Origin of the sequence: Teredinibacter franksiae, assembly GCF_014218805.1 — a bacterium.
GTDB classification, from domain to species: domain Bacteria; phylum Pseudomonadota; class Gammaproteobacteria; order Pseudomonadales; family Cellvibrionaceae; genus Teredinibacter; species Teredinibacter franksiae.
On record NZ_JACJUV010000008.1, the window covers coordinates 309,334 to 334,435 of the forward strand.

Here is a 25,102-nt window from a genome sequence, read left to right on the forward strand (position 1 = left end):
AGATCTAATAGTATATATGTCGTGTTAAGCTTCTTTTTGAGTTCGTTCTATAGTTGAATTTCCTAGGTGATAATTAGGGGTAATAAAGTGCTAAATATGTTTAGCGTGTTGTTTTTTAAAGGTTTTTTCGTCGTTCTATGCGGTGTGGTACTAATTGCTTGTGGAGGTAGTGAAGAGGAGCTTCTGGGTGTTGAAGAAGTGCAAGATGACCTTACTGCTCCAATTATATCCATTAATGGCGACGCTATAGTCATTCTCAATCAGGGTGATGAATACCTAGACGCTGGTGCAATAGCCGTTGACGATACCGATGGCAGCGTGGAAGTGACAACGACGGGAATAGTGGATAGCAATGAGGTTGGCACTTATATTGTGGTTTACAGTGCAGTTGACTCGTCCGGGAATTCAGCGATAAAGCAGCGAACAATCAAAGTTGAATTTGTCGATATTACTGCACCACTAATTACCCTAATTGGCAGCGCGGAAATGTCGATTATATTTGGATCTACGTTTGTAGATCCCGGTGCAACGGTAGCAGATAATGTTGATGAAAAAGTGCTTGTGGTTGTCGAAGGACGTGTTGAATCGAATAATGCAGGACAATATACGCTAACTTATTCAGCAGAAGATGCGGCAGGTAACAGAGCGAGTAAAATACGGCTTGTTGAGGTGTTAACTGCAGCGGATACAGTAAAACCAATTATAAAAATAAACGGTGAAGAATCTCTTAGTATATATGAAGGAGATACATATACTGACGCGGGAGCAACAGCTACTGATAATGTTGATGGGGATATTCTTGTTGCTACTAGTGGAGCGGTAAATAATCGTATACCGAATATTTATAGTATTACTTATACCGCTATCGATAAGGCGGGTAATGTTGCCACTAAGATACGTCGCGTTGCTGTTGTCGCGAAAGCAATAGATGATTATGAAATTGTTGGTAATTTTTTGGTCGGGCAAGTAGTTGTACCGCTAGGGGACGAAGTTAACGGGTCGTTTGTATTACATGTGCAGCGACACAAGAAAAATGGAAGTTCCTGGACGGATGAGCCGTTGGTCTTCGGTGATGGTCGTGACGCTCCCACAGTATATTCTGATACAAAAATACGGTTTCAAACGTTTTATCAAGATATGATTGATCGAGGTATGCCTTTAAGTCAAATGCAACAAATGTTAAGAGGGATTACCGGTGGTGGTTCAGCTTCTGGGGTGCATATTCAAACTGGCGCAAGTGTTTGCGGATATAGCGGCGCGCCTCGAACGATTAGCTGTGGCCCAAATGCGGGTTGGTTTACGATAGCACACGAAAGTATGCATGGTTGGCAATGGGGCGCAGTAGAGGACCCTAGAAATGACGAAGTGGGCATTCTCTTTCAAGATGTGTTTACAATGTGGGCGAACTTCGTGTATCACACGCGTGAGTCAAATCCGGATATACTGAAAGGGAGAAGTGCTGCCGGAAATTGGGAATTAGATTATCTAAATTATGGTTTACAGAACGACGCTGAGTGGTTAGCAAACGTATTTTCAGGTTGGTTGTATAGCCCAACTAAATTGAATGGAGCAAGCTGGGAGGCAATGCTACAAAGCGCCCCGGAGTTCGTGGAGTTTTTTGATTGCTTGTGGGAGGACGGGGGTTCACCAAGTGTGTGTAGTAGTGAAGCGTTTGGAGACATTACTATTAAACACCCTCAACATCGAGCCACAGGCGGGATTGCCGCTGTGGAAGGATTTACCGATGAAGATTCGACGGCAATATGGAAAGTGTGCCTAGGCGCTGCGGACAGCAATAGCTATAAATCTCATTTTGACGAAATTGTGAAAAGGGTTGCGCCTAACTTACCTGGGTCGCCAGCAGACAATTATTCTCTTGGTTATGGTGATTGCAATCACGATGGCACTACCGACTGGGTTTGCACATATACAGGCAGCGGACCTAGTGGGATTGGCAACGGGAAGTATCTTTGGAATAGAGATAATCGTGTTGGGGCGTATACATTTATTGCAGGTGGTAATGAGTTTGATACTTATGCCGAATATAAGCAGGACCCTTATTCCACCCTCCCATCTATGGCCGGAGGTGCTCTTTCGCAGCCGTGGTATCGTGAGTGGCAAGGCGAGTATGGTAGTTGTAATGGCGCTAGTGTTTTCAAATATCGACGTCAAGATTGGATTGATCTGTACCTGAAAGATATCAGACCGTAAAATAGAATCAGATAGTTTGCCGTTGAAGCACGAATATCATGATTATCCCATTACGGGGAACAATGCCTTTTTCGCCGTCATAACCGCTACCCGGTTTGGTCGATTATCACTTGTCGCTGGGTAGCCACTACAACCGTAACGCTTGCAGACACCCACACTAACACCTCCTCCAAAAACATAACGCCGCCCAGTTGCGGCCGTAGTGGAGGTCGAGTGCGAAGCTCCGAAACGGAGTCCGGGGAGCGAACGAGGAAAAAATTTTCTTAACATGGCTGTCCAATTTGTCTGATTTGTCTTCGTGTTCCTCAATTGGTACGCTGGCCCGGTGTCATTAAAGCAGGCACCAATATCAATGCCATTATGTCTCAGGAAGACTGGTTACCCACCTTACTGGCCGCTGCGGGTGATCCCGATATTGTAGCGAAGCTGAAAAAGGGGCATAAAGCCAATGGAAAGAAATTTAAAGTGCATGCTGATGGCTATAACTTTTTACCCTACTTCAGTGGTAAAACTAAAGAGTCACCGCGCGATTCCATCTACTATTTTAGTGCAGACGGCGACCTGAATGCCGTTCGATGGAACGACTGGAAGGTAACCTTTGCCTATACAGAAGGTGATATTGCTAATGGTGTAAGAGTTATACCGGGGTGGCCTCGTATCGCCCATTTACGTGCAGACCCATTTGAAGACGCTCAGATAGAATCACCTATGCATCTCCGCTGGATGGCTGACAATATGTGGCTATTTGTTCCTGTTCAAGAAAAGTTGATGGAATTTTTCGGTACTCTTGAAAGCTATCCATTCCAGCAAGGTCAGTCACTTAATGTAGATGTTAATTACAACACGATTAAGTTACAAAAAGTCATGAAGGAATTAGAGATATCATCACCCATCAATTAATGTAGCTCTGGCTGGCGCCTATACCCTTTTTCAAAATAGGAGCCTCAGTGTCGTAAATAAATTTAACACCAAGGCTCCTTCAGGAGCCTTTTTTTATACTATAACTAGACGCTCACGAGGACACCCACTCCCCTTTGATTGACGGGAATAATTCTCTTAGTACGTGCCCCTTAACGTTTTTCTTACGTAAGCGCCAAACGAACTACACCCTTCAGTCAGCTTGAATCACTCACTACTCTACAGCCTCACTTATCAAGGAGGCTGTATGGCTTACCAAAAATACAATTGGCCCGAGATTTTCGAAAAATTCGATTCGTCAGGGCTCTCGCAGACAGAGTTCTGCAAACAACACAATCTCAATACCAAATATTTCAACTTAAAGCTCTCCAAGCGCAAAGCTCAAGACGGTGGTGCTTTTGCGAAAGCTATTGTGCAGTTGGAGCCAGCCTCACCTGAAGGCCTGACTGTAGAGGTGGGCCATTGTAAAATCCATTGCCCTGCGACCATGTCCATACCGTCCTTCGTCTCATTGGTGCGCTCTCTGGCATGATCCAGTGGCGAGATTCAATTCCAATCTACTTACACCGTGACCCTGTAGATTTCCGCAAAGCCATTAATGGATTGGCCGTCATCGTCAGCGAAGAGATGGCGCTGGATGTTTACGATAGTGCCTTGTTTGTCTTCTGCAATAAGAACCGTAGCCAGCTTAAAGTCCTGTACTGGGATAGCACCGGTTTTTCCCTCTGGCAGAAGCGTTTAGAAAAAGCTAAATTCAAATGGCCTAGGAAAGCGCCGCTGGCGACGGTTTCAATAACCTACGAGCAATGGTGTTGGTTGTTACGCGGCTTCGACTTTGCCAAATTTATGCCCCATCAGCAATTAAAGTATACCGAAGTCGTTTAAATATTTTGTATAATAGCCGCTATGAACGATGCAGCGGCCTTACAAAAAGAAAATGATTTATTGCGTGAGCAGCTCGCCGCTGAAAAAGTAAAAAGTGGAGAAAGAATAGCCGCGCGTGATGCACAAATATCGGCTCTTCACGAAAAAATAAAACATCTTCTCAGTAAGCGCTTCGGCACCTCTAGTGAAAAATCATCGCCAGATCAGATGGGCTTATTTAATGAAGTAGAAGAATGCCTGGTTGATGAAGCTTTAATCTCAGAATCTGAAACTACGGTTGTTAAAAGCCATACACGTAAAAGTAAACCTCGGATCACCCTTCCAGACAACCTCCCACGTGAAGACATTATCCACGACCTGCCGGAAGAGGAGAAAGTATGCCCGCACGATGGCTCCGAGCTTAAAAACATTGGCAGTGACGATCATGAGCAATTAGAGATCATTCCAGCCAAGATCAAAGTGATACGGCATAAGCGGCTCAAATATGCTTGCCCCTGCTGTGACAATCATATTGTTACTGCGAGCAAGCCAAAACAACCCATCGAAAAAAGCATTGCTAGTCCTAGCTTACTTTCCTACATCGCCACTCAAAAATATGCTGACGCCTTACCGCTGTACCGCCAAAGCGAGATGTTCAAGCGCATAGGCATTAAGCTGGATAGAACGAATATGGCCAACTGGATGGTCAAATGCGGTGAGCGAGTACAACCACTTATTAACTTACTGATCGATCATCTCCATAGTCAACCGTGCTTGCATGTAGATGAAACCACGCTGCAGGTATTAGATGAGCCCGGAAAGGCAGCGCAAAGTAAAAGCTACATGTGGGTAATGACCAACACCGGCCACCAGCCCGCATGCGTGTTCCATTATGCTGATACGCGTAGCCAGCAAGTACCACTAAACCTGCTCAGTCAAGATAACGCTGCGATTATGGTGGATGGCTATGAGGGTTACCAAAGAGCGTGCACTGAGTACGGCATTACTCGTATAGGTTGTTGGGCGCACGCCAGAAGAAAGTTTAAAGATGCACAAGCATTACAAAAGAAAGGAAAAACGGGCAAAGCCGATCAAGCTTTAGCCTATATCCAAAAGCTCTACGTCATTGAGAAGAAAATCAAAGGCGAACCGCCGGATAAACGCTACCAAATTCGTCAAAGCGACGCCTTGCCGATCCTCGAAAAACTAAAAACATGGATGGAGAAAAGCCTTGTTACTGTGCCACCACAAACGGCAATCGGTAAAGCCTTGGTGTACCTGAATAATCAATGGGGTCGCTTGGTTGGCTATGTCGACGATGGTCGATACCCAATTGATAACAACGCGGCGGAGAGATCAATACGTCCGTTTACAATTGGTCGAAAGAATTGGATGTTCAGCAAAAGCCAAGCGGGTGCCAAAGCTAGCGCCAACCTTTATAGTTTGATCGAAACCGCCAAGGCGAATGAGCTAAATGTGTATGACTACCTCGTACAGGTTTTTAGAGAGCTTCCAAACGCTCAAAGTGTCGAACAGGTTGAGGCCTTACTGCCTTGGAATACAAGCCTGTAGTCGGATTGGCGCTTACTTTCTTACGGACACCCACACAAACACTTGAACCCAACAAAAAACTACTGTACATTAAAACAGCATTAAGAATCTCAAGGAATGATCCATGCCCCGCCCAAGGAAGCAACAAATCTCCCTAGAAGCCACACCTTACTACCATTGTACCTCTCGCTGTGTACGCAGAGCCTTTCTCTGTGGCCTTGATGCGTTAACAGGCAAAGATTACGAATACCGCCGTCAATGGGTTGAAGACCGCATTCTATTTTTGGGTGAGGTCTTCTGCATTGACGTATGTGCCTATGCCGTAATGAGCAACCACCACCACGTAGTGTTACACATTAATAATGCTGAAGCCCAAAGCCTGACGGACCTAGAAGTATGCGAACGCTGGCACAAGCTTTACAAAGGCACCCTCTTAACTCAGAAATTTTTAAAGGGTGAACTACTCGACGAAGCCCAGATACTCGCCGTTAAAGAAAAACTGGAGCACTGGCGCCGTGAACTAGCCAATATCAGCCGCTGGATGTGGGCTTTAAACGAACCTATTGCCCGTATGGCAAATGCCGAAGACCAGTGTACCGGGCGCTTCTGGGAAAGCCGATTTAAGTCACAAGCCTTACTCGATGAAAAAGCCTTAGCCGCCTGTATGGCCTACGTGGATTTAAACCCCATTCGAGCCAAAATGGCAAAAACCCCAGAAAGCTCTGACCACACCTCGATTAAACGCCGTATTGATACCCTAAAAACAGATAATCCGCAGCCATTAAGGCTCGCCGAATTTGTGGGTAACCCAAGAGAACCCATGCCCCAGGGCCTAGCCTTTCATCTGCAAGATTACGTGCAGCTTGTGGATATTACCGGAAGGGCTATTCGTGAAGACAAGCGTGGCTTTATCGACAACAACTTGCCTCCCATTCTAGAGCGACTCAATATCTCCAGCCGTGAATGGCTTGTACTTACCACCCAGTTTGAATCCAAATTCAAAAGCTTGGCTGGCTGTAAGGAGAAGCTAATGCTTGCAGCAAAGGCATTAGGGCTGCAAAGAAGACCGGCTTACGCCAATTGTGAAGCGATACTCAACTAAAATCCCCAACCGATATTAAGCCCCGCCCCACTTTCTCCCCAAGAGAGGATTAAACTCGTTCGAAAATTGGCTACTTTAGCCATTTGGCGCCTATTTTTGGCACACAGGTAACGAAGAAAAATATTAACAACCTAGCCTACAAACCTACTAACTTTTCGGCTGTACTTTTTCTTAATATGGCTGTCTTATTTATGTTATGTTACTTCCTTCGGCCAAAAGCGGGCATTTATGGTATGTCACATTCAAGGTGCAATCCCTGGTGTCCAATTAAGGCCTCGACTTATTAAAAATTAAAGTACTTACTATCCCCGGCCAGACTGGAATCCTTGCTCTCAACCAGTTGTTTTCCATATCTGAAATCATCTAAATATCTAGCGGAAATAATTTCCTTTATGCTAGCTTCTGAAAGCCCATACAAACAAGACTTCTCAATTGTTTCATTCAGGAGTAGCGTCGTATGCGTAGGTGATAATTTTCGAAACAATATACTCCTTGCTATTTTTTCACACTCAATATCAATTAATTGATTGTAGCTTTCATCGATAATATTTTGCGGATGTATTGCGATGTGATTGTCTAAGACCTCTTGCATTAATTCTAGCAGGATGTTGCGAATAGACGTTGCGTTGACCTCAATAATATTAATAGAATTTATCACATCATCTGCCGGTAACGTTCTTACAGCAATACTAATCCACTTATCATCTATATTTTTTAACTTCGCCATCAGCATGCAATACGAGTGGTATTTCACTAGATATTTAGGTATCTCAATGGCGACTAAAAGCTCCCCTTCCGGTAAGTCAAAAATGCGCCTTGCGCGCGGAATGTAGTAATGCTTGTAGTAACTATATGAGTCTAGCTCTTTGAGAAATTCTAGGACCGCTCCAAAAACTGAAAACAAGCGTCTGTCGTATACGCATTTTGTGTAAAATTTTTCTTTTACATTTTCGGAAAGCGAAGTTGAAATGAAGTAGGCTGAAAAATACTCCTGTATGCTTTTGTGAGTATAGCGATAATTATCATACCCATCTTCAATTAACAGGTTTGTAATTCCTTTTATATCGTTAAAGAGATCTTCGCTACGCGATTTTAGTTCTGCATAAAACTCTAGCGCAAATGATACATACCTTACTATTTTATCCTTAGAGAACTCAGTGACTTCGTCTCTCAGGCTAAAATAAGATGCAGCAGAGAAAACATTTTGATAGATTTCGCTTTGCCTAGAAAACATTCTTTTTCTTGATACCCGACCCTTAATATTGTCGTGCCGAAAGAGCAATGTATCAAAAATCTTCGAGTAAAACTGGGTTAAATTCGAGGGTATGTTGTCGCCAATGCTGAAGCTAATTGAGAATAAAGTTACTAGAATTGGCGTTTTTAATACTTCAGCGATGTCAATATTCTCAACTAATGATATACCTCTTATTAGATCATCTGCCTTTTCCTCGCAGGAGGATGCAAGCCTTATTATATTTTCGCTTTGTTCTTTGGTGAGGTCGCATACATAATAAATGGAGAACCCTGTTGTGTAGCTAAGTTCAGTATCAGGCCTAGATGTGCACACGACGCTTGTATCAGGAGATCTGGAAAACCTGTTTATTTCTGTTGCAAGAGATTGTTGATGTTCTACTGGGCATTCGTCAAACGCATCTAAAAACAATATGGAATTCCTATTAGCGAGCAGGACGCACAGCTCGTCGCAAGACATAGATATTCCAAAGGTTCCCAAGTACACCGATATCTCTTCTTCAATTCTGCCTCCACAATAGTATTTCAAAGGGTAAAATATTGGCAATTTTTTGTTTTGTATATTATTGAATACCAGTCTTCGCAGAATGGTGGTCTTACCACTGCCCGCATTCCCCACGATGAGAATACTCTGGGGGCTATGCCCAACCAGATTGTTGTCCTTTATATTAATTCTATCGGCGAACCCGGATTTCTTTATGTCAATCGGTATAAATGCAGTACCAATAAATAGATTTTTATCAGGACTGTGGATAGACCTGTATTGCATCACCGTTTTGGTGTAGACAGGGTACGCCCGCTTTAGATTGGAGCTATCCTTGATAGTAACTCGCTTTGACAAAGAGTCTAGCGTGGCGGTAACCATTTTTTCTGCCGCTTTTTCAACGGTAGTCAATGCAATTCCACCTAATATAGTTTCCATACGTGAATCCCGCTTTGTGCACTATTAAATATCAATCATCTCATGCTCAACCCCACATCAAAAAGTGGGGTCCTTTCTTCCATTTGACTCGTCGAGTTTCGCACCAACAACTGAATGTCCGCTTTGGGTCGATAGCAGACACAAATCTCCATATTCACCTACGTGATCACCAATCATATAATCACAATCTGCACCCGCACAAATGGCCGTAAAACATCAATACCTTATTGATCACGCGCTATTTATTTTGTATAACTATAACTTCGATAACTCAGTATTCACGGATTGAAACCCCACATGAAAACCCTACAAGAAAAAACAAAAACCGTTAAATCAGACTTCCCCAACATCAGCAACAAAGAATTGTTACGCATTCTCATTTACGATGTTATCGAAGAACTCAAACACCACAAACGCCGCGACGTGTTAAACATGATGCGTGAATGGGCGTACAGTGGACGCTCGCTAGCTTTGATGATAGCTACCATAAGGTTAAGAAGGAAGCTTTACAGCCGTAAGAAGTGGCGCTGAATTCGTTAACGGCGCACTGTTTGAGTTTTATTTGATTTAGACGACAAGCCCGCCCTACTTCACCATGGAGTCTAGCTTGCCTTTAGCGGTGCTGGTGTTGCTGCTAGCCGTTGTAAAGCTGGCCGCTTGTGCTGGCGCGCCACTGTTTGCGGTGCCAGCCGTCACGTTTTTATGGGTATGGGTTGCCAGGGTGTTAGCCAATTGCTGCACAATGCCCATTAAATTACTGAGCAATTGCAGGCTGTTATCACTGCCATTCCCTAGCCATAATTTCGGTGCTTCTAGGTGTTGCTCTGTTCCCGCCAGGCTCGTTTTTATAGCGTCTATTTGTTCCAGATAATTTGCGCAGGTGTCGGCAATATCGGCCGGGGTTTTACGCTCCCAGTTGCGTTGTTGTCGGCTTGAATATGTACCCCGTCGCTGTGCTGAATAAGCACGGCTTTTTCTTCTAGGCTTGGCAGCGTTATGCCCTCCACTAAAACGCCGTATTGAAAACCAAGACACTAATAACCCACAACCGTTAAAGCTCGCCGAATTTGTGGGTAACCCAAGAGAACCCATGCCCCAGGGTCTACCCTTTCATTTACAAGATTACGTACAGCTTGTAGATATTACTGGCAGGGCTATTCGTGAAGACAAACGTGGCTTTATCGACAACAACTTGCCTCCCATTCTTGAGCGACTCAATATCTCCAGCCGCGAATGGCTTGTACTGACCACCCAGTTTGAATCTAAATTCAAAGGTTTGGTTGGCTGTAAAGAAAAGCTAATGCTTGCTGCAAAGGCCCTAGGCTTACAAAGAAGACCCGCATACGCCAACCGTGAAGCGATATTCCACTAATATCCCCTACCGACATTAAAACCCACACCACTTTGTCCTCGAAAGAGGGTTAACCTCACTTTAAACTTCAATAAACTCTGCTTTTTTGCGTCAAAATTGGTCTCGCACTCAGCGGGGAAAAAGAACAACACCTTTATCCAAAATCTTACCGTTAATTAAATGCATTTTCCTTACGATGACTGTCTCATCTATCCTTGGTGCTACAAGTAGGTAAACCGCACGTTACCCGCATAACTGCACGGCTATTAACGCAATATTTTGACCGCTTTCGTTATTTATACTCTGTCATCTGGATTTTTTGTATGTATATCAATCATTTATATTTACGCAAATGCCATTCGGTTCTGATAGTGTTTAATCAGTGTTAATGCGTGGGGCTTCACAATTGTGAAGCCCGGTCTGTGTTGTGTACAGAGAATGGCGCTATAATCATCAACGATAATAACTCCTTGATCTACTAATTCCCATTCAGAGCGGCCACTTTATGAAAAGATCTACCTTTGCGTCATGCGCTCACATGTATCGAACTCTTGCCTTGCTGTCTTTATTTATCGCTAATGCATCTCTTGCGTTTACCTACACCCCAGACGGTCAGTCGAAAACTATTTTAAAAAGCTATTTGGTTGCCGCTGAACAGCAGGGACGGAATATTCAATATCCGTTTTGCTTTGGTGGTGAAAGCGTTGATGAAGAAACGCTCGCCACCATGAAGTTAGAAAGTGCTGCCGTGCTAACGGAAGTGGCAAATGGTTGGAATGTTGTAACCAAGCAGGTGATGTCAGACCTTAACGAGAATTGGCCGGTTGACAGTATTAACTTTGTTTATTCGTGTACGCCAAATAACGGGCTTAAAGTTGTAACGTTGAACGTTAGCATTAAGGGCGGAATGTCTGCTGGTAATCATAGTATTAGAGCCGCCAGCAGCGCTTTTGCTACTGCACCACTGCATATATCAGCTTTTTATCACGAGTATGGCCATTTGCTTGGTTTGCCCGACGATTACAAAGGTGCTTGGGAGCAAGCCGCTCGCCCGCCTAGTATGATGAAAATGCATAACGAACTTCAGCCGGAAGATAGGGTTTCTTTGCGTACTATGTGGCAATATCGCGATACGCCTACCCAAGCGCAGTGTCCAGAAGGCTATTTTACTATTGATCAGGCAGAAAGAACGGGTGGTGTAGGTGATGGGCTAATCACCTGCATTCCTTATATTCGACATGAGATCACCGATGCAATTGGCGATAGCTGTATTGCGTTTTTTGATGACAATGAAAGAGACTGGGCGACGCGTGAGCAAAACCCACAAAACTATTTTCGCAATCAAATCGGCGACGCCATGTGCATCGATGGTCAATCGACATCATTGATTCTTCCATTTTCCCACGAATCGGAATTGCCAGATTCGGTATGGGTGGGTAAAAATGTAAAAGCCCAAATACGGGGGCTCTACCGCGCTAGTCAAAATGAACGTTTTTTGACAATTACCGAAAATATATTGCTTTACTCATACGCGTGGTTTCACTATGCCTATGAGCCACGATTCAAGCAAAAAGGTGGTTATGAAGGGTTAAGTATTTCAGCGCTTGCGGTTGATATTTTACCTATTGATGACACTATCTCAGAAGAGACTATTGCAGATATTGACGTACCTGCATCTAAAAAATGGAGTGCGGGCGCTTGGGATAATAGCATTGAGGCACTCTCGATGAATGTCCCAGGGCGTTCATGCTCTCACCTTTTAGCGAACGATGCGGTATTAAAAAACAAAGATGGTGTTTATCGCATTAGCCGCGATAAATACAGTGACCAAGAAGTTTTTTGTGATATGACCACAGATGGTGGTGGCTGGACTTATGTTAGCTATTTATCCGGCGAAGCGAGGATTGATACTGTATTCTACAAAAAACACGGTGTATTTCAGCTAAACCCCATGCATCCCGCTAAACCCGACGGATCACACTGGGAGGATGATGACGCTGAGCGCCGATTTGTTTTGGGCTCGGAGGGTTACGAAAACTATAATACTCAAGCTTACAGTAATGGATTACCCGCTAAGCTGTCCGACAACGAAATGATGCTGCGAATACATGACTATCAGTCTGGCCCAAATCTATTCCTTAAATATGCAAAAGACTTCCCGCTGTTTAATCTGCGTAAACATGATCTATGCATGCTTCAGCAGCCTGAAGAGCTGCTATTAAAACAAGCTGTAAATGATAACTACGAAGTTGGCGAAATTAGCTGTCCTCGTAATCATCGCGCGCATAGGGAAATCTTTTTTTCTAAAAACGGCGAACGGATAGTGTCCATGAAGAAAAAATGGGCCCATGGCGTTAGGATGTTTGACGAGGCCTTTGTTGCTGAAAACCCTACTCGTACACAGCCTAAAGAAAGAGGCTATCGCGCGTGGGTGTTTGTACGCGATACTGAAGCAAAAGCGGCCGTCATCACACCAACCGTCGAGCCGACAACAGTACCGACGCCAACCGTCGAGCCGACAACAGTACCGACGCCAACCGTCGAGCCGACAACAGTACCGACGCCAACCGTCGAGCCGACAACAATACCGACGCCAACCGTCGAGCCGACAACAGTACCGACGCCAACCGTCGAGCCGACAACAGTACCGACGCCAACCGTCGAGCCGACAACAGCACCGACGCCAATCGTCGAGCCAATAGCAACTCCAGGACCGACACCGGAGGCTGTGACTTCGGGCGGCGGTAGTGCCGATCTTTATTGGTTTTTGATGTTGGGCCTTTTAGTTGGGGTGATGAGAACAGTTAGAAAGTAAGCGAGGTAAGGGTTGTAAACCTTATTAGGCGTAGAAGCAGCCTGAAAACACTCGTCTAGCCCCTATAAATAAAGTATCAAACACAGATCTTTCGATGTGTTCTGGAATTCACCCTGAGTGAACTCCAGAACACATAACACTTACGGACACCCACATTAACGCTTGAAATCAAAAAAATCGCTGTGCATTAAAACAGCGTGATGAATCTCAAGGAATGAGCCATGCCCCACCCAAGGATGCAACAAATATCCCTAGAGGCCACTACCGCTCGGCTTTGGCTCCTAAACGAGTAAAGATTACGAATACCGTCGTCAATGGGTTGAAGACCGTATTCCATTTTTGGGTGAGATCTTCTACATTGACGTATGCGCCTGAGCAACCACCACCATGTGGTACTACACATCAATATGGCAGAAGCCCACAGTTTAACTGACCTAGAAGTATACGAACGCTGGCACAGGTTAGTCAGCGACGGTTTAAGCTCAAGCCTTACTCGATGAAAAAGCTTTAGCTGCCTGCATGGCCTATGTCGACTTAAAGCCCATTCGAGCCATAATAGCAAAAACACCAGAAAGCTCTGACCACACCCCAATAAAACCGCGCCCTCTTCATCAGCCATAATCAAACGAGACTTTCACGAGGACACCCGCTCCCCTTTGATTAACCGGGGTAATACTCTTAGTGCGTGCCCTTTAATAATCTGCTTTCTAATAATCTGCTTTCTAATAATCTGTGCCAAAAAATAACCCCAACATTCCCTCCCTCCAACTCACCTACTCCAGCAAAAAGCCAAAAGGCACTTCAACGTAGTAAGTGATGATATTATTGTTACCGCCGTCGATGCCAATATCAATAATATAAGTTCGGGTATCTCTTTTGGTTGGGGATGGTTTTGAATAGGCGTATGGCACGCGATACGAAGTCAGATGTAAAAAAGCATTATCGAAAGCCAGTTCATCATAGGTTGGAATCACTCCGCTCGATACCGTGCCATCGGCATACCAAGCATAAACCACTTCGTTCTCGTAGTATTCTCCGGGTACTTTTTCAACCTTAACCCCGTCAATTGCAACCGCAATAATATCGGTAAAACTTTTGTGGGGTGGCATAACGTATTGATACGGCCCCCTATGCCCTAAATCATCACTGTTCCCTAAAAAGAAATTACCGTCATCCATGAATGTAAATGTCGTCATGCTGGCATACTCGGGTGTTTCAGTCACACCAATGCCTACGATATTGTGCAGCGTATAGCCTTTGGGTAAAGTGGTTTGATAGGGCTTTCTGTAAGCATCCAGATCATCGCTAGCGCCTGCCATAACATAATCCACACCACCACAGAACCATGCAAAGTTATGATTGTTGGAACCATCTGTAGCGAAGGCTGCCAGACGATTCACCGATATATTGGGCAGCGTTGAAATGTAGGGCCCGATTTTAGCGTCTAGATCCTCGCTTGTACCAACAGCCACCATTAAATTCAAATCGTGCGGGATATCGGCTAACGGGCAAGCACTTGGCGCATGGAATTTTAAATCATCCAATTCAAAGTTCGCCGGCTGATAGTCCGATTGCCGTTCAAAATTTTCTTGTGCGGTAACCGGCATGGCCGCAGCCATCGACAACGCAGTACCCAAAAGAGCCGTACGGATGCAAGTGTAAGTGTATTTTTTCATGACGCTTTCTTCCTTAAAATATAACGGGCAGCTCTACTCATTGATTTTAGGATCTGCGTAATATGGCAAGCCTTAATGTAAGGCGAACTAAGCAGCGGACGGCCGACTGCATTTCCCAGCAGGCCAACACTGCAATAAGGTTTGCCATGCTGCGCCCTCCGACGCTTTGTGTGCGGGTCCATGCACGGCGTTAAAAATTTTCGCCAGACTACACCCGCATGCCGGTAAATTTTTCCTTGCGCACGAGTCACAAAGCCAGAGACCAAAAGCAATGAGTAGAGGTGCCCCTAAGTCCATTTAAACAACTTCACTCTATGTAATTGCATTCTCAAGCCCAATGAGAAAATCACATTATTCGAGCGTATTATTCACGTTTTATTGCGAGGGCTAATGAACACCAACCCCCTGGAGAGGAAAATATAGGCCAACCCCATGGCCCCAAAAATAGCTATTTTGCAGGTCGACACTGAGGCGAAATACCTTCGCTCAATCCAAAGCCCCACAAGCACATGCACACAGGCAAACATCAACCCGCATTTCGATTTGACTAATGCCCTGCAACGGGTAGCCGTTCACCGAGTAAAAGACGTTGCTAATCTTACATCGAGAATATGGAGGGAGGTATTGGGCAATAGCCCCATGCGTTCTGAGATAGATGAATTAAAGGCATAACCCTGCGGAATAAAAGGTTACAGCACGGATGGATTGCAAAGCGCATTCACCTGCTCTCCACCATTTTTGCTATCAATATCGGTCGGTATTTCGTATTGAGCAATCACCACCCTACCGCAATCAAAATTGACGCCCAAACACCCTTGCGTGGCTGGCCTCACAGGCCCCTTACAAATCTGATATTTTTTATGTGCTTCGATCACCTAAACTAGAATTTTCAATAACTCAAAGCAATAAGAAAGATGATTTCGATGAAAAACGAATGACATTCAGAACCAATCAATCTAAAACCGCATAGTTTAATAAAGTCACTGCGCCAAGCTACACTATACTGCATACATAATCGCAACCCGAGCAATTTAAATGACATCTGTTTTAGCTTAATTGCAGCGACAATTTACAACCATGAGAGCCATTGGTTAAATTTACACACGCATAGTGTAGGGGGATTACGTCTGCGTTCGACACATCTCAACTATTGTGGGTCAAAGAGGGCTTGAGATTTTTTACAGTGGTAAAAGGAGTAGAGGTAAAAGGAATATATGGAAAATTGGAAGAACGAAAATCCTGCACTTTTTAAGGCGGGCGACGAGATAAAGCTTTTAGATAATTCTGCACCAGGCGAATTCCCCTCAGTTCCAGCAGGCAAACGAATAGGGATTTTGGAATCAAATCAAGCGGCGGCCAAGCAGCTTGCATCGGTCTTAATAAAACAGGGTTATCGTGTAGGCATTCACAGTGACGTCAATCAACTCAAGAGCAAGATGAATGACTGTGATTACGATGTGGTATTGGTGGACTTACTGCTACCACAATGCCCTCTAGGTAGCGCAACGTCAGTCGAAGAATTCTTTTCCCATAACAATGCCCATATTCCCGTTGTAATGATCTCTGCTCTTGCGGACATTTCAACGCGCCTAATTGCATTACGTGCTGGTATTCGAGCTTTTGTAACAAAACCCATTGATGGTAATGAACTTTTACAAAAGCTCGCCGATATAATCAAAAAGCGCTGCGATGAAAACACTAGAGTATTGGTTGTCGATGATGACCCGGTCTCTACCTATTACTATGACGTTTCACTTGCGAGCGAGGGCTTTCTAGTCGAAGCAGTAAATGACCCGCTTACCATCCTCGACAGAATAGAGCACTTTAAACCGGACATTATCACCTTGGATTATTCTATGCCCGGTTGCAATGGGCTAGAGATTGCCGAACTACTACGCGGTGACCCGCGTTATATGAAAATCCCCATATTATTCATTTCCGCCTCTGAAGAAGCGCTAAAACTTCAGGGAGTAATAGGCACATTCGGAAATGCCTTTTTAAAAAAACCCGTGGATACCGATGAACTTGTTTACACATTAAAGGATATAGCCGCGAAAACAAAAGCAAAAGAAAAGCCAAAAGAAACAGTGAAAGAGAAAGAAGTTATTCCTCATAACAACTTCCACAGCCTTAAAACCTATGAGCAACTTATTCGAACCCTGGAAGTTACGCGAGATAAACAGCTGCAATCACTTAAATCCACACCTCAAACATTCGCTGCTCTCGTAACCGTGGACAATTATCACCTTCAGCTGGAAGAACGTTTCGAATCATATCTAGCCGCACATAGATTCGTTCACGGTCGTATTTGTAAAACCGATGAAAACCAGTATTTACTACTTGCATTCGATAAAGACGGTATTGGTAAGACCAAAGTATTCTCGACTTTAAGGCAGGAGTTTAACCGCCAGCGGTTTAGCAAACAGCTTGTTCCCGGAGACGATACTGTTTTTACCCTGAGCATAGGCGCCGCACCGGTGGACAATAGCTTACCCACTAACCCAGTGGAAGCACTTAAACTATTGAAAAGCGCTCAGAAAGAGGCATTGAATGCCGGCGGCAACTGTACTGCCTGGCCTGACCTTCGTGATGACGCGAAAAAAGACAAAGAAAATATTTTTCAGGCTTTAGAGGAAAGCGCTTTCTCACTGGTTTTTCAGCCCATTGTAAATCCAGAAGGTGATGAGCATTTATTTGAAGTACAGGTGCGGCTCGTTGGCAGAAACGAACAGATCTATACCCCAGAACAATTTATGCCTTATCTCAACGAGGTTATTGAGGATGGTTTTTATATCCTTGACCGGTGGGTGATAGAGCATGCATTCTCTACACTCGAAAACACTCACGGGCGTGGCTCAGCTGATTACTCTATCACAATAAAACTTAGCCCGAACCTCAAGCAAGCCGCGAGATTATTACCACTCGTTTACAACCTAACGAGTAATTCTCGGCTAAAAGGTTTTAGGCGCATTAATTTTTCTATAACGGAAGAAGCCGTGTTATCCAATATTGGAAGCGCCACCACCATTGTTAACGCCATCCATAAAGCTGGATGTGGCTTTATGATGGAAAAATGTCAGGGGAACACCAAAACGATAGAGGCTGTTATGGCGCTTAAAAATATAGACTATCTAAAGTTAGACTCCAGCGTTTGCCTAGCCAGCGGGGATTACAATAAAAACATAAAATCTTTACAAAACTTTATGGGCAAAGGCAAAATTATTGCTGGCATGCTAGAAGATGCCAAAACATTTGCATACTACTGGGATTTAGACGTCCGATTTTTTCAGGGCTATTTTTTCCACCACCCCAACAAAAACATGTTTTACGAACCGATTAAGTCAGAAAACCTTGTACTTGGTGCTTAACACCGTAATTACTTGAGCTTTATTGTCTTTTACGGGGTGCATGGCCTGCGGTGGAATATACTGCCGATACGTTGAAGAGCCATGAATAAACATCGATAGAGTTTTTGACTTTTTTTTGCATTTTTTTACGCTACCATGTTTAGGGCAAAGTGAATCGAATCTACTGTGCTATGCTGTGCTGTACTGTTCTTTGCTCATGGGATCATTCTTTTAGTTGTCGTGTGGGCATGCACCTAGAGAAGTCATTTTAGATTTTGGTTTTTTTGCCGCAGAGCGGCTTCGTTCAGCAACGCGTGAAAACCGACATTAATCAGGCGTATAGAGCCCCTTCAATTGATCGTATACCTCTCTTAACATGACTACTCTACATTTTTAAACCTCTTTTTATCGCCACTCAATTAGCCTTGTGACGGGGTTGCCGTGTGCTTTTTAGTCGCTGGTAGCCACTGCGAAGTCCTTAGCCCGCCAGAACCACCCCCCCGCTATCGCCAAATATGTGGCAATGACCTATTAGCGTGGGTACTATTAGTTATAGGACACCTCTATTATTTGATTCTAGCTATCAACCATCGAGATAAGGTATGGCGCTGCTTCTTTTTTATCTGGCACTGGCACTGTGTGTGTCTTTTCTCTGTTCCGTACTGGAGGCCGTATTACTGAGTGTTACCCCCAGCTACATCGCCAGCGAGCAGGAACTGGGTAGTTCCGACGGCACACGCTGGGCGCACATCAAAGCCAATATTGACCGCACTCTTGCGGCCATACTGAGCCTGAACACTATTGCTCACACTATAGGCGCTGCTGGCGTTGGTGCACAGGCGGCCAGCGTTTTTGGCGAAGCCTATTTTGGCGTCATTTCCGCCATTTTAACCCTACTGATATTGGTATTTTCGGAAATCATCCCTAAAACACTGGGCGCAAACTACTGGAAATCCCTTGCCCCTGCCTGCCTGCGCATTCTAAAGCCTGTCGAAATCTGTATGTGGCCCCTCGTTGTTCTCTCACAGGGAATCACCGGCTTTTTTTCTCGCAAGGAAGACTTACATATGATTAGCCGCGATGAAATTGCTGCGCTTGCTTGGATGGGAGAAGATCAAGGTGTACTTAATAGCAATGAGTCGGCCGTTGTTCGCAGCATTATGCGAGTACGTACACTTACCGCAAAAGACATAATGACACCGCGAACGGTGATTTTTTCACTCGATGCACAACTCACCGTAGAACAAGCACTTAAAATTGAAGATACCTTTCGTTTTTCTCGTATACCACTTTACGACGAGCACTCCGATAAAATTAGAGGCCTTGTTCGCAAAGACGACATTCTGGCAAAAGCCGCAAAAAACCTGCACCAAACAAAGCTGAAGAACCTGGAGCGAGAACTGCTCACGGTATTGTCCAATAAAGCCCTGTTGGACTTACTGCAAAAAATGAGTGGCAGACACTTTCAGATGTGCCTAGTAGTGAATGAATTTGGCGATACGCTTGGCATTGCTACCATGGAGGATGTGGTAGAAACCATGCTAGGCTTGGAAATTGTTGACGAAACAGATAACCACCCAGACATGCAAAAACTGGCCAGAAGTTTATGGCTTAAACGAGCAAAAGAATCCGGTTTAAATTAAGGGGGGCGGCTACCCACTTACAATACATCTATTGATAATGACGGCCAATTTTTCTTAGAAAAATTTTGCCTTGTGCATAAACCACACACAAAGCCAGAGGCCAAAAACCATTAGTAGAATTTCCCTTTTGTAAACATCACCACGCGGTGATGTTTATCAACATTACTAAAACATAGGGTTTGAATGTTAGGCCGATATGCGAGCGTTGGCACAAGCTAAAAGGAACAGGGTTTACTCAAAGGTTTTTGAACCTGTGCGTTTTGAGTAGCAACCCTACTTTTAGTAGCCCTGAGCTTCGTAGACAACGCTTATTCGAGCGGTCTTTGTGTGCCCTTAGTTGGCAGCGGCAGTCATTACAATATTGCCACTTCATCCGTTTTATAGAATTCAATTGCATCACCATCGACACCACTAATAAAGCCTTTGTCGATGAGGGCCTTACGCACTGATTCGTGAACCAAGATGGTCATCAAGTTTTCGGCTAATCGAAATACTAACAAGTCCTGTATTTCATCTTTTCTCAGTACCAATTCTTCGAAAGAAACATCAATCAAGGGAATACCATCTGAAAGAAGGTATTTCGATTTTTCCATATCGGCGGCCGCAACTGCACCAATAATATTAACAGCCTTGTAATCGGTATAAATTTTTCCACTATCTGGATCGGATATTTCTACGGGGTATGTGTCAAAATTGTCCACTCCACACGCAAATAACGTTTGAAGTAGATCATCTCGAAAAAAATAATTGGAACAACCCTCGATATATGGCGGCATATATTCAGCATGATCTGGATTTCCATCCTCCAAGGGTAACAAGCGCAATTGCAAGGGGGCCGGAACAGCGGCTTCAAACGGTGCACCACGAAACCACTTTATCCCTAACTTCTTATACCCTCTCGCACGATAATCACTGCGGTCTAACCTGCGACGCGGGCGTGAAGAACATCCTAATACGTAAAACATGTGTAACTCCTATTTCATTCGCTCAGCCAGAGCACTACTCAACGTACTTATCCCCATATATCTCTTCGCAAATGTATCGTTTGGAAAAACGGGAGGTGTATACATCTTTTTTCCAGGACTTACAGGGATTTTCCAGCATTGGTTTCAGTCGCCTTGAAATGGTATTTAATCGCATTACCAGCATAGGTAACTGGGGTGGCTTCCCATCACTTTTTTTACCGTCGCTGCACCACACGTCCTCAGTTGTTTCATATTTTTCGGCGACCAAATCCAGAGTCTTTATTAACAACTCGTTGTAATCGGTATGCGCATCATGAAACTGACATTTACTTTTTGTAATCGCTCGTTTGGCGTATTCATAGGGTTGAAGCTTGGTATCTTTGGTGAAATCTTTACCTTCCTTCCCCCATTTCGGCATTCCACTACCACCTCTTAAGGCATAGTTCCCAGATAGCCATACGCCGTTTTCATAGTTGTTAACGTTGTAACCAATATTGCCCTCTGCCATATCGTCCGTATGTAAATACTCCATAATATCGGATTCTACTAAAGAGGCATTGCCAGGAATTATATGATGGGCTGCGCTATTCACTTTCAACGGTTTCGTGAACTTTGCTGGTAAGCTCACAGGAAACTGGCTTAGGTCTAGTTCATTCGATTTTTGAGCATACCCCGCCTCGACTAAGGCAGAGCCAAGATCGCCGGAGCTGTTCTTGTGCTCCAGCCCCTCCTTATTTACTCCAGGAACTTCGCTTTCATCTTCATCGAAATGGTCTACCAAAGTGTTTTTTTCGGAAGTGGGCTCCGGTGTAGCATTACAAAATGCACATGAATTTTCGTCGTGATCTTCATGTGAAAGTATTGAGAGAGAAACGGCTTCGCCTAGTTGCGTCATTACAGGTCAAGCTCCCTAAAGTGTGTTTGAAGTTTTCATTTGATTATCACCACGGCACCGCGCTGCGTATGGTCGGAAGAACCACTGACTAGAATTGGCCCTTCATACTGCTTTCCCCTAAGCCCCAAACAAGCAAGTGCAATATTAACTGCTCCAGCGGCAGCACCGGTATCACCCAGACAATCGGCTGGATGAAGATGATTATAATCCTGCTTAAAATGGGCGCTGTTACGCATAAACGCCACCCCCAACTCCCTCGCCCAGTAGGCTTCACCATTCAAAGTACTGAACAAGGCCTCTATTTTATTTCCTGCCAAACTTTGCAATGCTTGTTTCCAGGCGCTGTCGAGACCATCACCCAAGCAGGGCTCATCGGAACCGATATGAGCCTTCTCCAATGCTCTACCGGGCGTAGCCAACTGAATAGCCGACGGGCTTTTTACCCCGGACACACGAAAGAAAACCGCGGCTTCACCCGGAATAAACGCGTGCATGGCGCTGCCACTTGCAACACGCTGTTCGGTAGACTGCTTAGCCAGCCAGCGGGTGTCGAAAAAAGTATCGGCAGCACCGATGATGACCTCTTTACAGCCTTGAGCAAGCAACTGCTGCGCTTCTGCAAGCGCTTGAAAAACACCCGCTCTTCCGTAGGCCAAAACTTTATTGTGCACAGCATTAAACTGGATAGAAGCCTGCTTCGCCAAATAACCGTGGGCTTTTTCGGAAAAACCATTTTGAGCTTGAATAACTTCGGGGGCTACTACCAGTAGCACTGGCGTGTTCAGCTGCCCATCACTGTCGGCCATTGCCGCGAATGGCGCACTGCATAAACGAAGCAACCGACGTTGACGGCTTGTCAACCCACTGGCCGCTAGGGCTTCGTTCAATGGCTCTAACGTATCGGCTGGTACCGCAGCAGATTTAATTTTTTCGTACCGACCGGTAACGAACAAATCTTCCTTAAACCCGCTAATGGACGCCGAAAATGCGGCAAAGGTCGCTGGGCCAGAGTTCCCCAGCGGTGAGAGTATTGCAATGTCATCGATATAGAGCGGAGAATCAGTATTAGAAGTTGTCATCGTTATTATTCAATATACAGCTTACGGCGGTAGGCCCAAGTACATCTTTAGAAGTAGCGATTGCCACTCCAAGTGCACAAACAACCATCAACCTATTACGTGTTTATGAAAGCCATTGCTCAGATTGCCGGCAATTGAATGGGTGATAATACGCCACAACACAATAGAACTCTCTACCTGCCTGCAGCAATTTTACCCATTAGGCGCACTGCACCCAACTAACTGCACATAGAGTACCACGGAAGCGCATTCATGCCCTCCCACGGGGGGAGTACGCCATCGTAATGGCACAAAATAGTGAACCAACTATCATTATATTCGCTTAATTCGCAGCGATGTTAACCCAACCACCCACGGGGCAACTGCGGGTAACGGCTTCCGCCTAACTCTCTCCGAGAAAGTAGTCTACGTCGTCCTCCATATTTGCAATATGCCTAAATGCCGTTTCGCTAGAGCCGCCCACCATCGCCAGCATTTTGTTTGAATCCGGGTATTCACAAATTTCATTGGGCTCATTGGTGCTCAGGCAAAGGTAGCGGATATCGGTAACGCCGGTATTCATGATTTGATGCGCGTGCTCACGCCCTCCTGGGGGGCAAGCGATAATGTCATTTTTACGGATGGGGTACTGCTTTTCTCCATACCTCAACGTGCCCTCGCCTTCCAGGATCAGGAACATTTCTTCATTAACTCTATGGTTATGAAACGGACAAACTTTGTGCCCTGGCGGCACCACCGCAATACTGTAACTGAGCTTCTTAGCCCCTATATGCTCGCTTACGCCTGCGCGCTTCGATTTGAAAGCGTTGTGCTCATGGCAATCATAATTTTTTATTTCGTCCAAATTAAAAAGCGGTGTCATAAAAGCTCCATTGGTTGACGCGTGCGTTAGTACACGATGATGTGAAACATTTCGATTTAAATCCTACCACTTACTCACGTCAAACATTGCACTATAAACGACAACACAATGGTGTTGTTCGCTCGCAATCCTAGCACCGCTTTTTTCCCCGTTGAACATCGCTTCCTGCCCATGGGAACTGATCAATAGTGAGAACACCGAGCACTGCACAGCTTGAGCAATTGATCGACCTACACCCTGTATTTCCCCCTCCATCTGGGTTATAAAACACCTGTGAGTAATAGCACTCCCTAACCGTACACCTCTCTCAAATCGTCAGATGATTTATATGCCAAGGTTGGCACTTTTCAGTTGTTTTTTATAACAAGGAATTATATATACATCATCCTTACATAATCTTTGGGACTAAAGTACAATTCCTGACCAATCACACTTCTCCGGAGCTCTGTTCAAATGAAACCTTTACGCATGGCCATGTGCCTGCTGTCTGTCGTAATAGCCTGCGCCCTTGCCAACCTTGCTGCAGCCGAAACATCTTCTGAACTCCGCGCAAAAGCTGATCGCTATCGTGCCGCTATTCCAAACAAAGTGAGCGCACTAGAAACTATTCAGACCAGAATAAAGGCCTACGAACAGAAAAAAGTTGAAGCTCAGGCACAGCTAGATCAAGCCCGCAAAGACCTCATTGAAGCGCAAACCAACATGACCATTGCCAAGGCAGACACTTCGGATGAAGCCGAACGCCTGCAAAGCATAGGCGAAAGGCGGTTGGAGCTAGCCGAGCGCACCTTAAAAAGCCGCGAAAAACGCAGCGAGCGCGCCGTAATTAAGCATACCGAGCTAACGGCCGAACAGCAAAAGCTGCAAGATGAAATGAAATGGATGGAGGGCCAAATCCCTGAACTTTTGACCAAGGCCGACAACCAGGAAACCGCCGAAATTCGCAATGCCAAACAGAAAAAAGAAGCCCAATTGGCAGCTCTAGCCCCACCACCGCCGGTTTCGACACCCAGCCCCACAGCAGAACCAACACCCGAGCCAATAGAGCTAGCCTCTGCCGACGGCCAGAGCTTTATACTGCCCGCTTCCGCTAGCAATGCAGAAGGTGCATCTAATGCGCGCCAACAGTATGCCCGAGGCGAAATGAAGAAACTGTTAGAACTCACCCGCAACGCAGACCGAACCAACAAACCTCGCCGAGATGACCCAGTACTTAATGTTGACGGTGAGGAAATAGAAGAGCTTGAATATCTCGGAGCAAAGCAATACTACACCGAGGTGCCATTGGCTGCCGGCAGATACAAAGTCGCTATCGGGGCACGTAAGTTTGTGGCAACAATACCGGCTTCTGCCGACGGCAATATTTTTGTTGTCATTTTTGATACTGCCGACACCCGCACCGGGCGTGTTGCATTTTTTAATAAAAAGCACCTCGAGTAAACCTACAAGAGCCCCGCTAACGGGGCTCGTCTCTCCCCAGCCCCTCCCCAATATCCCCACAAACACCGAAGCTGAATAGCTTTGCTGCTAGCGACTAAATGGTCACTGTGCTCAATTTGAACAGCTCACCACTGCTAGTCAGAGTTAACACCCACGCTAAAACCGCCAAAGGTTGTTCGACCACAGTGGATGTAGATCAAAAAAAATCTG

The 25,102-nt window shown here is 45.1% G+C and carries 19 protein-coding genes and 1 pseudogene; 13 read left to right on the forward strand and 7 right to left on the reverse strand.

The window, feature by feature from the left end; genetic code table 11:
- Window positions 1–96: 96 nt before the first annotated feature.
- From H5336_RS21075 to H5336_RS21100, 6 genes are all read left to right on the forward strand, one after another.
- Window positions 97–2,211 carry a DUF5011 domain-containing protein gene (locus H5336_RS21075; RefSeq protein WP_221628258.1) on the forward strand — a complete coding sequence of 705 codons (2,115 nt, stop codon included), beginning with the start codon at window positions 97–99 and terminating at the stop codon, window positions 2,209–2,211.
- Window positions 2,212–2,520: 309 nt separating this feature from the next.
- Complete coding sequence (locus H5336_RS21080; RefSeq protein WP_185236427.1) at window positions 2,521–3,111, forward strand: alkaline phosphatase family protein; 591 nt, start codon at window positions 2,521–2,523, stop codon at window positions 3,109–3,111.
- 265 nt (window positions 3,112–3,376) lie between these two features.
- Window positions 3,377–3,661, forward strand: coding sequence for an IS66 family insertion sequence element accessory protein TnpA (tnpA, locus tag H5336_RS21085; RefSeq protein ID WP_185231924.1), 285 nt, complete (start codon window positions 3,377–3,379; stop codon window positions 3,659–3,661).
- On the forward strand, window positions 3,658–4,014 hold the full coding sequence (gene tnpB, locus H5336_RS21090; RefSeq protein WP_185231926.1) for an IS66 family insertion sequence element accessory protein TnpB: 357 nt from the start codon (window positions 3,658–3,660) through the stop codon (window positions 4,012–4,014). Before tnpA ends, tnpB begins: the two co-directional genes overlap by 4 nt.
- A 21-nt stretch (window positions 4,015–4,035) precedes the next feature.
- Window positions 4,036–5,565 carry an IS66 family transposase gene (tnpC, locus tag H5336_RS21095; protein ID WP_185236428.1) on the forward strand — a complete coding sequence of 510 codons (1,530 nt, stop codon included), beginning with the start codon at window positions 4,036–4,038 and terminating at the stop codon, window positions 5,563–5,565.
- Window positions 5,566–5,668: 103 nt separating this feature from the next.
- Window positions 5,669–6,646 (forward strand): hypothetical protein, encoded by a 978-nt coding sequence (locus tag H5336_RS21100; RefSeq protein WP_185236429.1) that lies wholly within the window; start codon window positions 5,669–5,671, stop codon window positions 6,644–6,646.
- Window positions 6,647–6,929: 283 nt separating this feature from the next.
- Here the strand turns inward: H5336_RS21100 and H5336_RS21105 are convergent, their stop codons facing one another.
- Window positions 6,930–8,819 (reverse strand): NACHT domain-containing protein, encoded by a 1,890-nt coding sequence (locus H5336_RS21105; RefSeq protein WP_185236430.1) that lies wholly within the window; start codon window positions 8,817–8,819, stop codon window positions 6,930–6,932.
- Window positions 8,820–9,116: 297 nt separating this feature from the next.
- Between H5336_RS21105 and H5336_RS21110 the strand changes: the two genes are divergently transcribed.
- Window positions 9,117–9,350, forward strand: coding sequence for a hypothetical protein (locus H5336_RS21110; RefSeq protein ID WP_185236431.1), 234 nt, complete (start codon window positions 9,117–9,119; stop codon window positions 9,348–9,350).
- 54 nt (window positions 9,351–9,404) lie between these two features.
- Here H5336_RS21110 and H5336_RS21115 read toward each other — a convergent pair whose 3' ends face one another.
- A complete protein-coding gene (locus tag H5336_RS21115) occupies window positions 9,405–9,911 on the reverse strand; it encodes a hypothetical protein (protein ID WP_185236696.1) in 507 nt (168 codons plus the stop codon).
- Between H5336_RS21115 and H5336_RS21120 the strand changes: the two genes are divergently transcribed.
- From H5336_RS21120 to H5336_RS23200, 3 genes and pseudogenes are all read left to right on the forward strand, one after another.
- Entirely contained in the window at window positions 9,910–10,191 is a 282-nt protein-coding gene (locus H5336_RS21120; protein ID WP_246439464.1) for a hypothetical protein, read from the forward strand. The two genes, H5336_RS21115 and H5336_RS21120, sit on opposite strands and share 2 nt — an antisense overlap.
- Before the next feature lie 517 nt (window positions 10,192–10,708).
- The gene (locus H5336_RS21125; protein ID WP_185236432.1) at window positions 10,709–12,985 is read left to right on the forward strand and encodes a fibrinogen-like YCDxxxxGGGW domain-containing protein; all 2,277 of its coding nucleotides are present in this window, start codon (window positions 10,709–10,711) and stop codon (window positions 12,983–12,985) included.
- Window positions 12,986–13,206: 221 nt separating this feature from the next.
- Window positions 13,207–13,588 (forward strand): annotated as a pseudogene (locus H5336_RS23200) (hypothetical protein); the annotation flags it as partial.
- Window positions 13,589–13,758: 170 nt separating this feature from the next.
- Here H5336_RS23200 and H5336_RS21130 read toward each other — a convergent pair.
- Window positions 13,759–14,661: a hypothetical protein gene (locus H5336_RS21130; RefSeq protein WP_185236433.1), complete on the reverse strand. Its 903-nt coding sequence runs from the start codon at window positions 14,659–14,661 to the stop codon at window positions 13,759–13,761.
- A 1,214-nt stretch (window positions 14,662–15,875) separates the two neighbouring features.
- Between H5336_RS21130 and H5336_RS21135 the strand changes: the two genes are divergently transcribed.
- Complete coding sequence (locus H5336_RS21135; RefSeq protein WP_185236434.1) at window positions 15,876–18,029, forward strand: response regulator; 2,154 nt, start codon at window positions 15,876–15,878, stop codon at window positions 18,027–18,029.
- Between the two features lie 581 nt (window positions 18,030–18,610).
- Window positions 18,611–19,651 carry a CNNM domain-containing protein gene (locus H5336_RS21140; RefSeq protein ID WP_185236435.1) on the forward strand — a complete coding sequence of 347 codons (1,041 nt, stop codon included), beginning with the start codon at window positions 18,611–18,613 and terminating at the stop codon, window positions 19,649–19,651.
- Window positions 19,652–20,004: 353 nt separating this feature from the next.
- Here H5336_RS21140 and H5336_RS21145 read toward each other — a convergent pair whose 3' ends face one another.
- From H5336_RS21145 to H5336_RS21160, 4 genes are all read right to left on the reverse strand, one after another.
- A complete protein-coding gene (locus tag H5336_RS21145; protein WP_185236436.1) occupies window positions 20,005–20,616 on the reverse strand; it encodes an imm11 family protein in 612 nt (203 codons plus the stop codon).
- A gap of 34 nt (window positions 20,617–20,650) precedes the next feature.
- Entirely contained in the window at window positions 20,651–21,511 is an 861-nt protein-coding gene (locus tag H5336_RS21150; protein WP_185236437.1) for an AHH domain-containing protein, read from the reverse strand.
- Between the two features lie 35 nt (window positions 21,512–21,546).
- Entirely contained in the window at window positions 21,547–22,590 is a 1,044-nt protein-coding gene (locus tag H5336_RS21155) for a hypothetical protein (RefSeq protein ID WP_185236438.1), read from the reverse strand.
- Window positions 22,591–22,972: 382 nt separating this feature from the next.
- Window positions 22,973–23,452 carry a cupin domain-containing protein gene (locus tag H5336_RS21160; protein WP_185236439.1) on the reverse strand — a complete coding sequence of 160 codons (480 nt, stop codon included), beginning with the start codon at window positions 23,450–23,452 and terminating at the stop codon, window positions 22,973–22,975.
- A gap of 453 nt (window positions 23,453–23,905) precedes the next feature.
- Between H5336_RS21160 and H5336_RS21165 the strand changes: the two genes are divergently transcribed.
- On the forward strand, window positions 23,906–24,892 hold the full coding sequence (locus H5336_RS21165; RefSeq protein WP_185236440.1) for a hypothetical protein: 987 nt from the start codon (window positions 23,906–23,908) through the stop codon (window positions 24,890–24,892).
- The last annotated feature ends 210 nt before the right edge of the window (window positions 24,893–25,102 follow it).

Excerpts from the sequence above, each read along its gene's own strand:
- H5336_RS21075 (WP_221628258.1), top strand. The coding sequence starts at position 97 with ATGTTTAGCGTGTTGTTTTTTAAAGGTTTTTTCGTCGTTCTATGCGGT.
- tnpA (WP_185231924.1), top strand. The coding sequence starts at position 3,377 with ATGGCTTACCAAAAATACAATTGGCCCGAGATTTTCGAAAAATTCGAT.
- tnpB (WP_185231926.1), top strand. The coding sequence starts at position 3,658 with ATGATCCAGTGGCGAGATTCAATTCCAATCTACTTACACCGTGACCCT.
- tnpC (WP_185236428.1), top strand. The coding sequence starts at position 4,036 with ATGAACGATGCAGCGGCCTTACAAAAAGAAAATGATTTATTGCGTGAG.
- H5336_RS21100 (WP_185236429.1), top strand. The coding sequence starts at position 5,669 with ATGCCCCGCCCAAGGAAGCAACAAATCTCCCTAGAAGCCACACCTTAC.
- H5336_RS21105 (WP_185236430.1), bottom strand. The coding sequence starts at position 8,819 with ATGGAAACTATATTAGGTGGAATTGCATTGACTACCGTTGAAAAAGCG.
- H5336_RS21110 (WP_185236431.1), top strand. The coding sequence starts at position 9,117 with ATGAAAACCCTACAAGAAAAAACAAAAACCGTTAAATCAGACTTCCCC.
- H5336_RS21120 (WP_246439464.1), top strand. The coding sequence starts at position 9,910 with ATGCCCCAGGGTCTACCCTTTCATTTACAAGATTACGTACAGCTTGTA.
- H5336_RS21115 (WP_185236696.1), bottom strand. The coding sequence starts at position 9,911 with ATGGGTTCTCTTGGGTTACCCACAAATTCGGCGAGCTTTAACGGTTGT.
- H5336_RS21125 (WP_185236432.1), top strand. The coding sequence starts at position 10,709 with ATGTATCGAACTCTTGCCTTGCTGTCTTTATTTATCGCTAATGCATCT.
- H5336_RS21130 (WP_185236433.1), bottom strand. The coding sequence starts at position 14,661 with ATGAAAAAATACACTTACACTTGCATCCGTACGGCTCTTTTGGGTACT.
- H5336_RS21135 (WP_185236434.1), top strand. The coding sequence starts at position 15,876 with ATGGAAAATTGGAAGAACGAAAATCCTGCACTTTTTAAGGCGGGCGAC.
- H5336_RS21140 (WP_185236435.1), top strand. The coding sequence starts at position 18,611 with ATGGCGCTGCTTCTTTTTTATCTGGCACTGGCACTGTGTGTGTCTTTT.
- H5336_RS21145 (WP_185236436.1), bottom strand. The coding sequence starts at position 20,616 with ATGTTTTACGTATTAGGATGTTCTTCACGCCCGCGTCGCAGGTTAGAC.
- H5336_RS21150 (WP_185236437.1), bottom strand. The coding sequence starts at position 21,511 with ATGACGCAACTAGGCGAAGCCGTTTCTCTCTCAATACTTTCACATGAA.
- H5336_RS21155 (WP_185236438.1), bottom strand. The coding sequence starts at position 22,590 with ATGACAACTTCTAATACTGATTCTCCGCTCTATATCGATGACATTGCA.
- H5336_RS21160 (WP_185236439.1), bottom strand. The coding sequence starts at position 23,452 with ATGACACCGCTTTTTAATTTGGACGAAATAAAAAATTATGATTGCCAT.
- H5336_RS21165 (WP_185236440.1), top strand. The coding sequence starts at position 23,906 with ATGAAACCTTTACGCATGGCCATGTGCCTGCTGTCTGTCGTAATAGCC.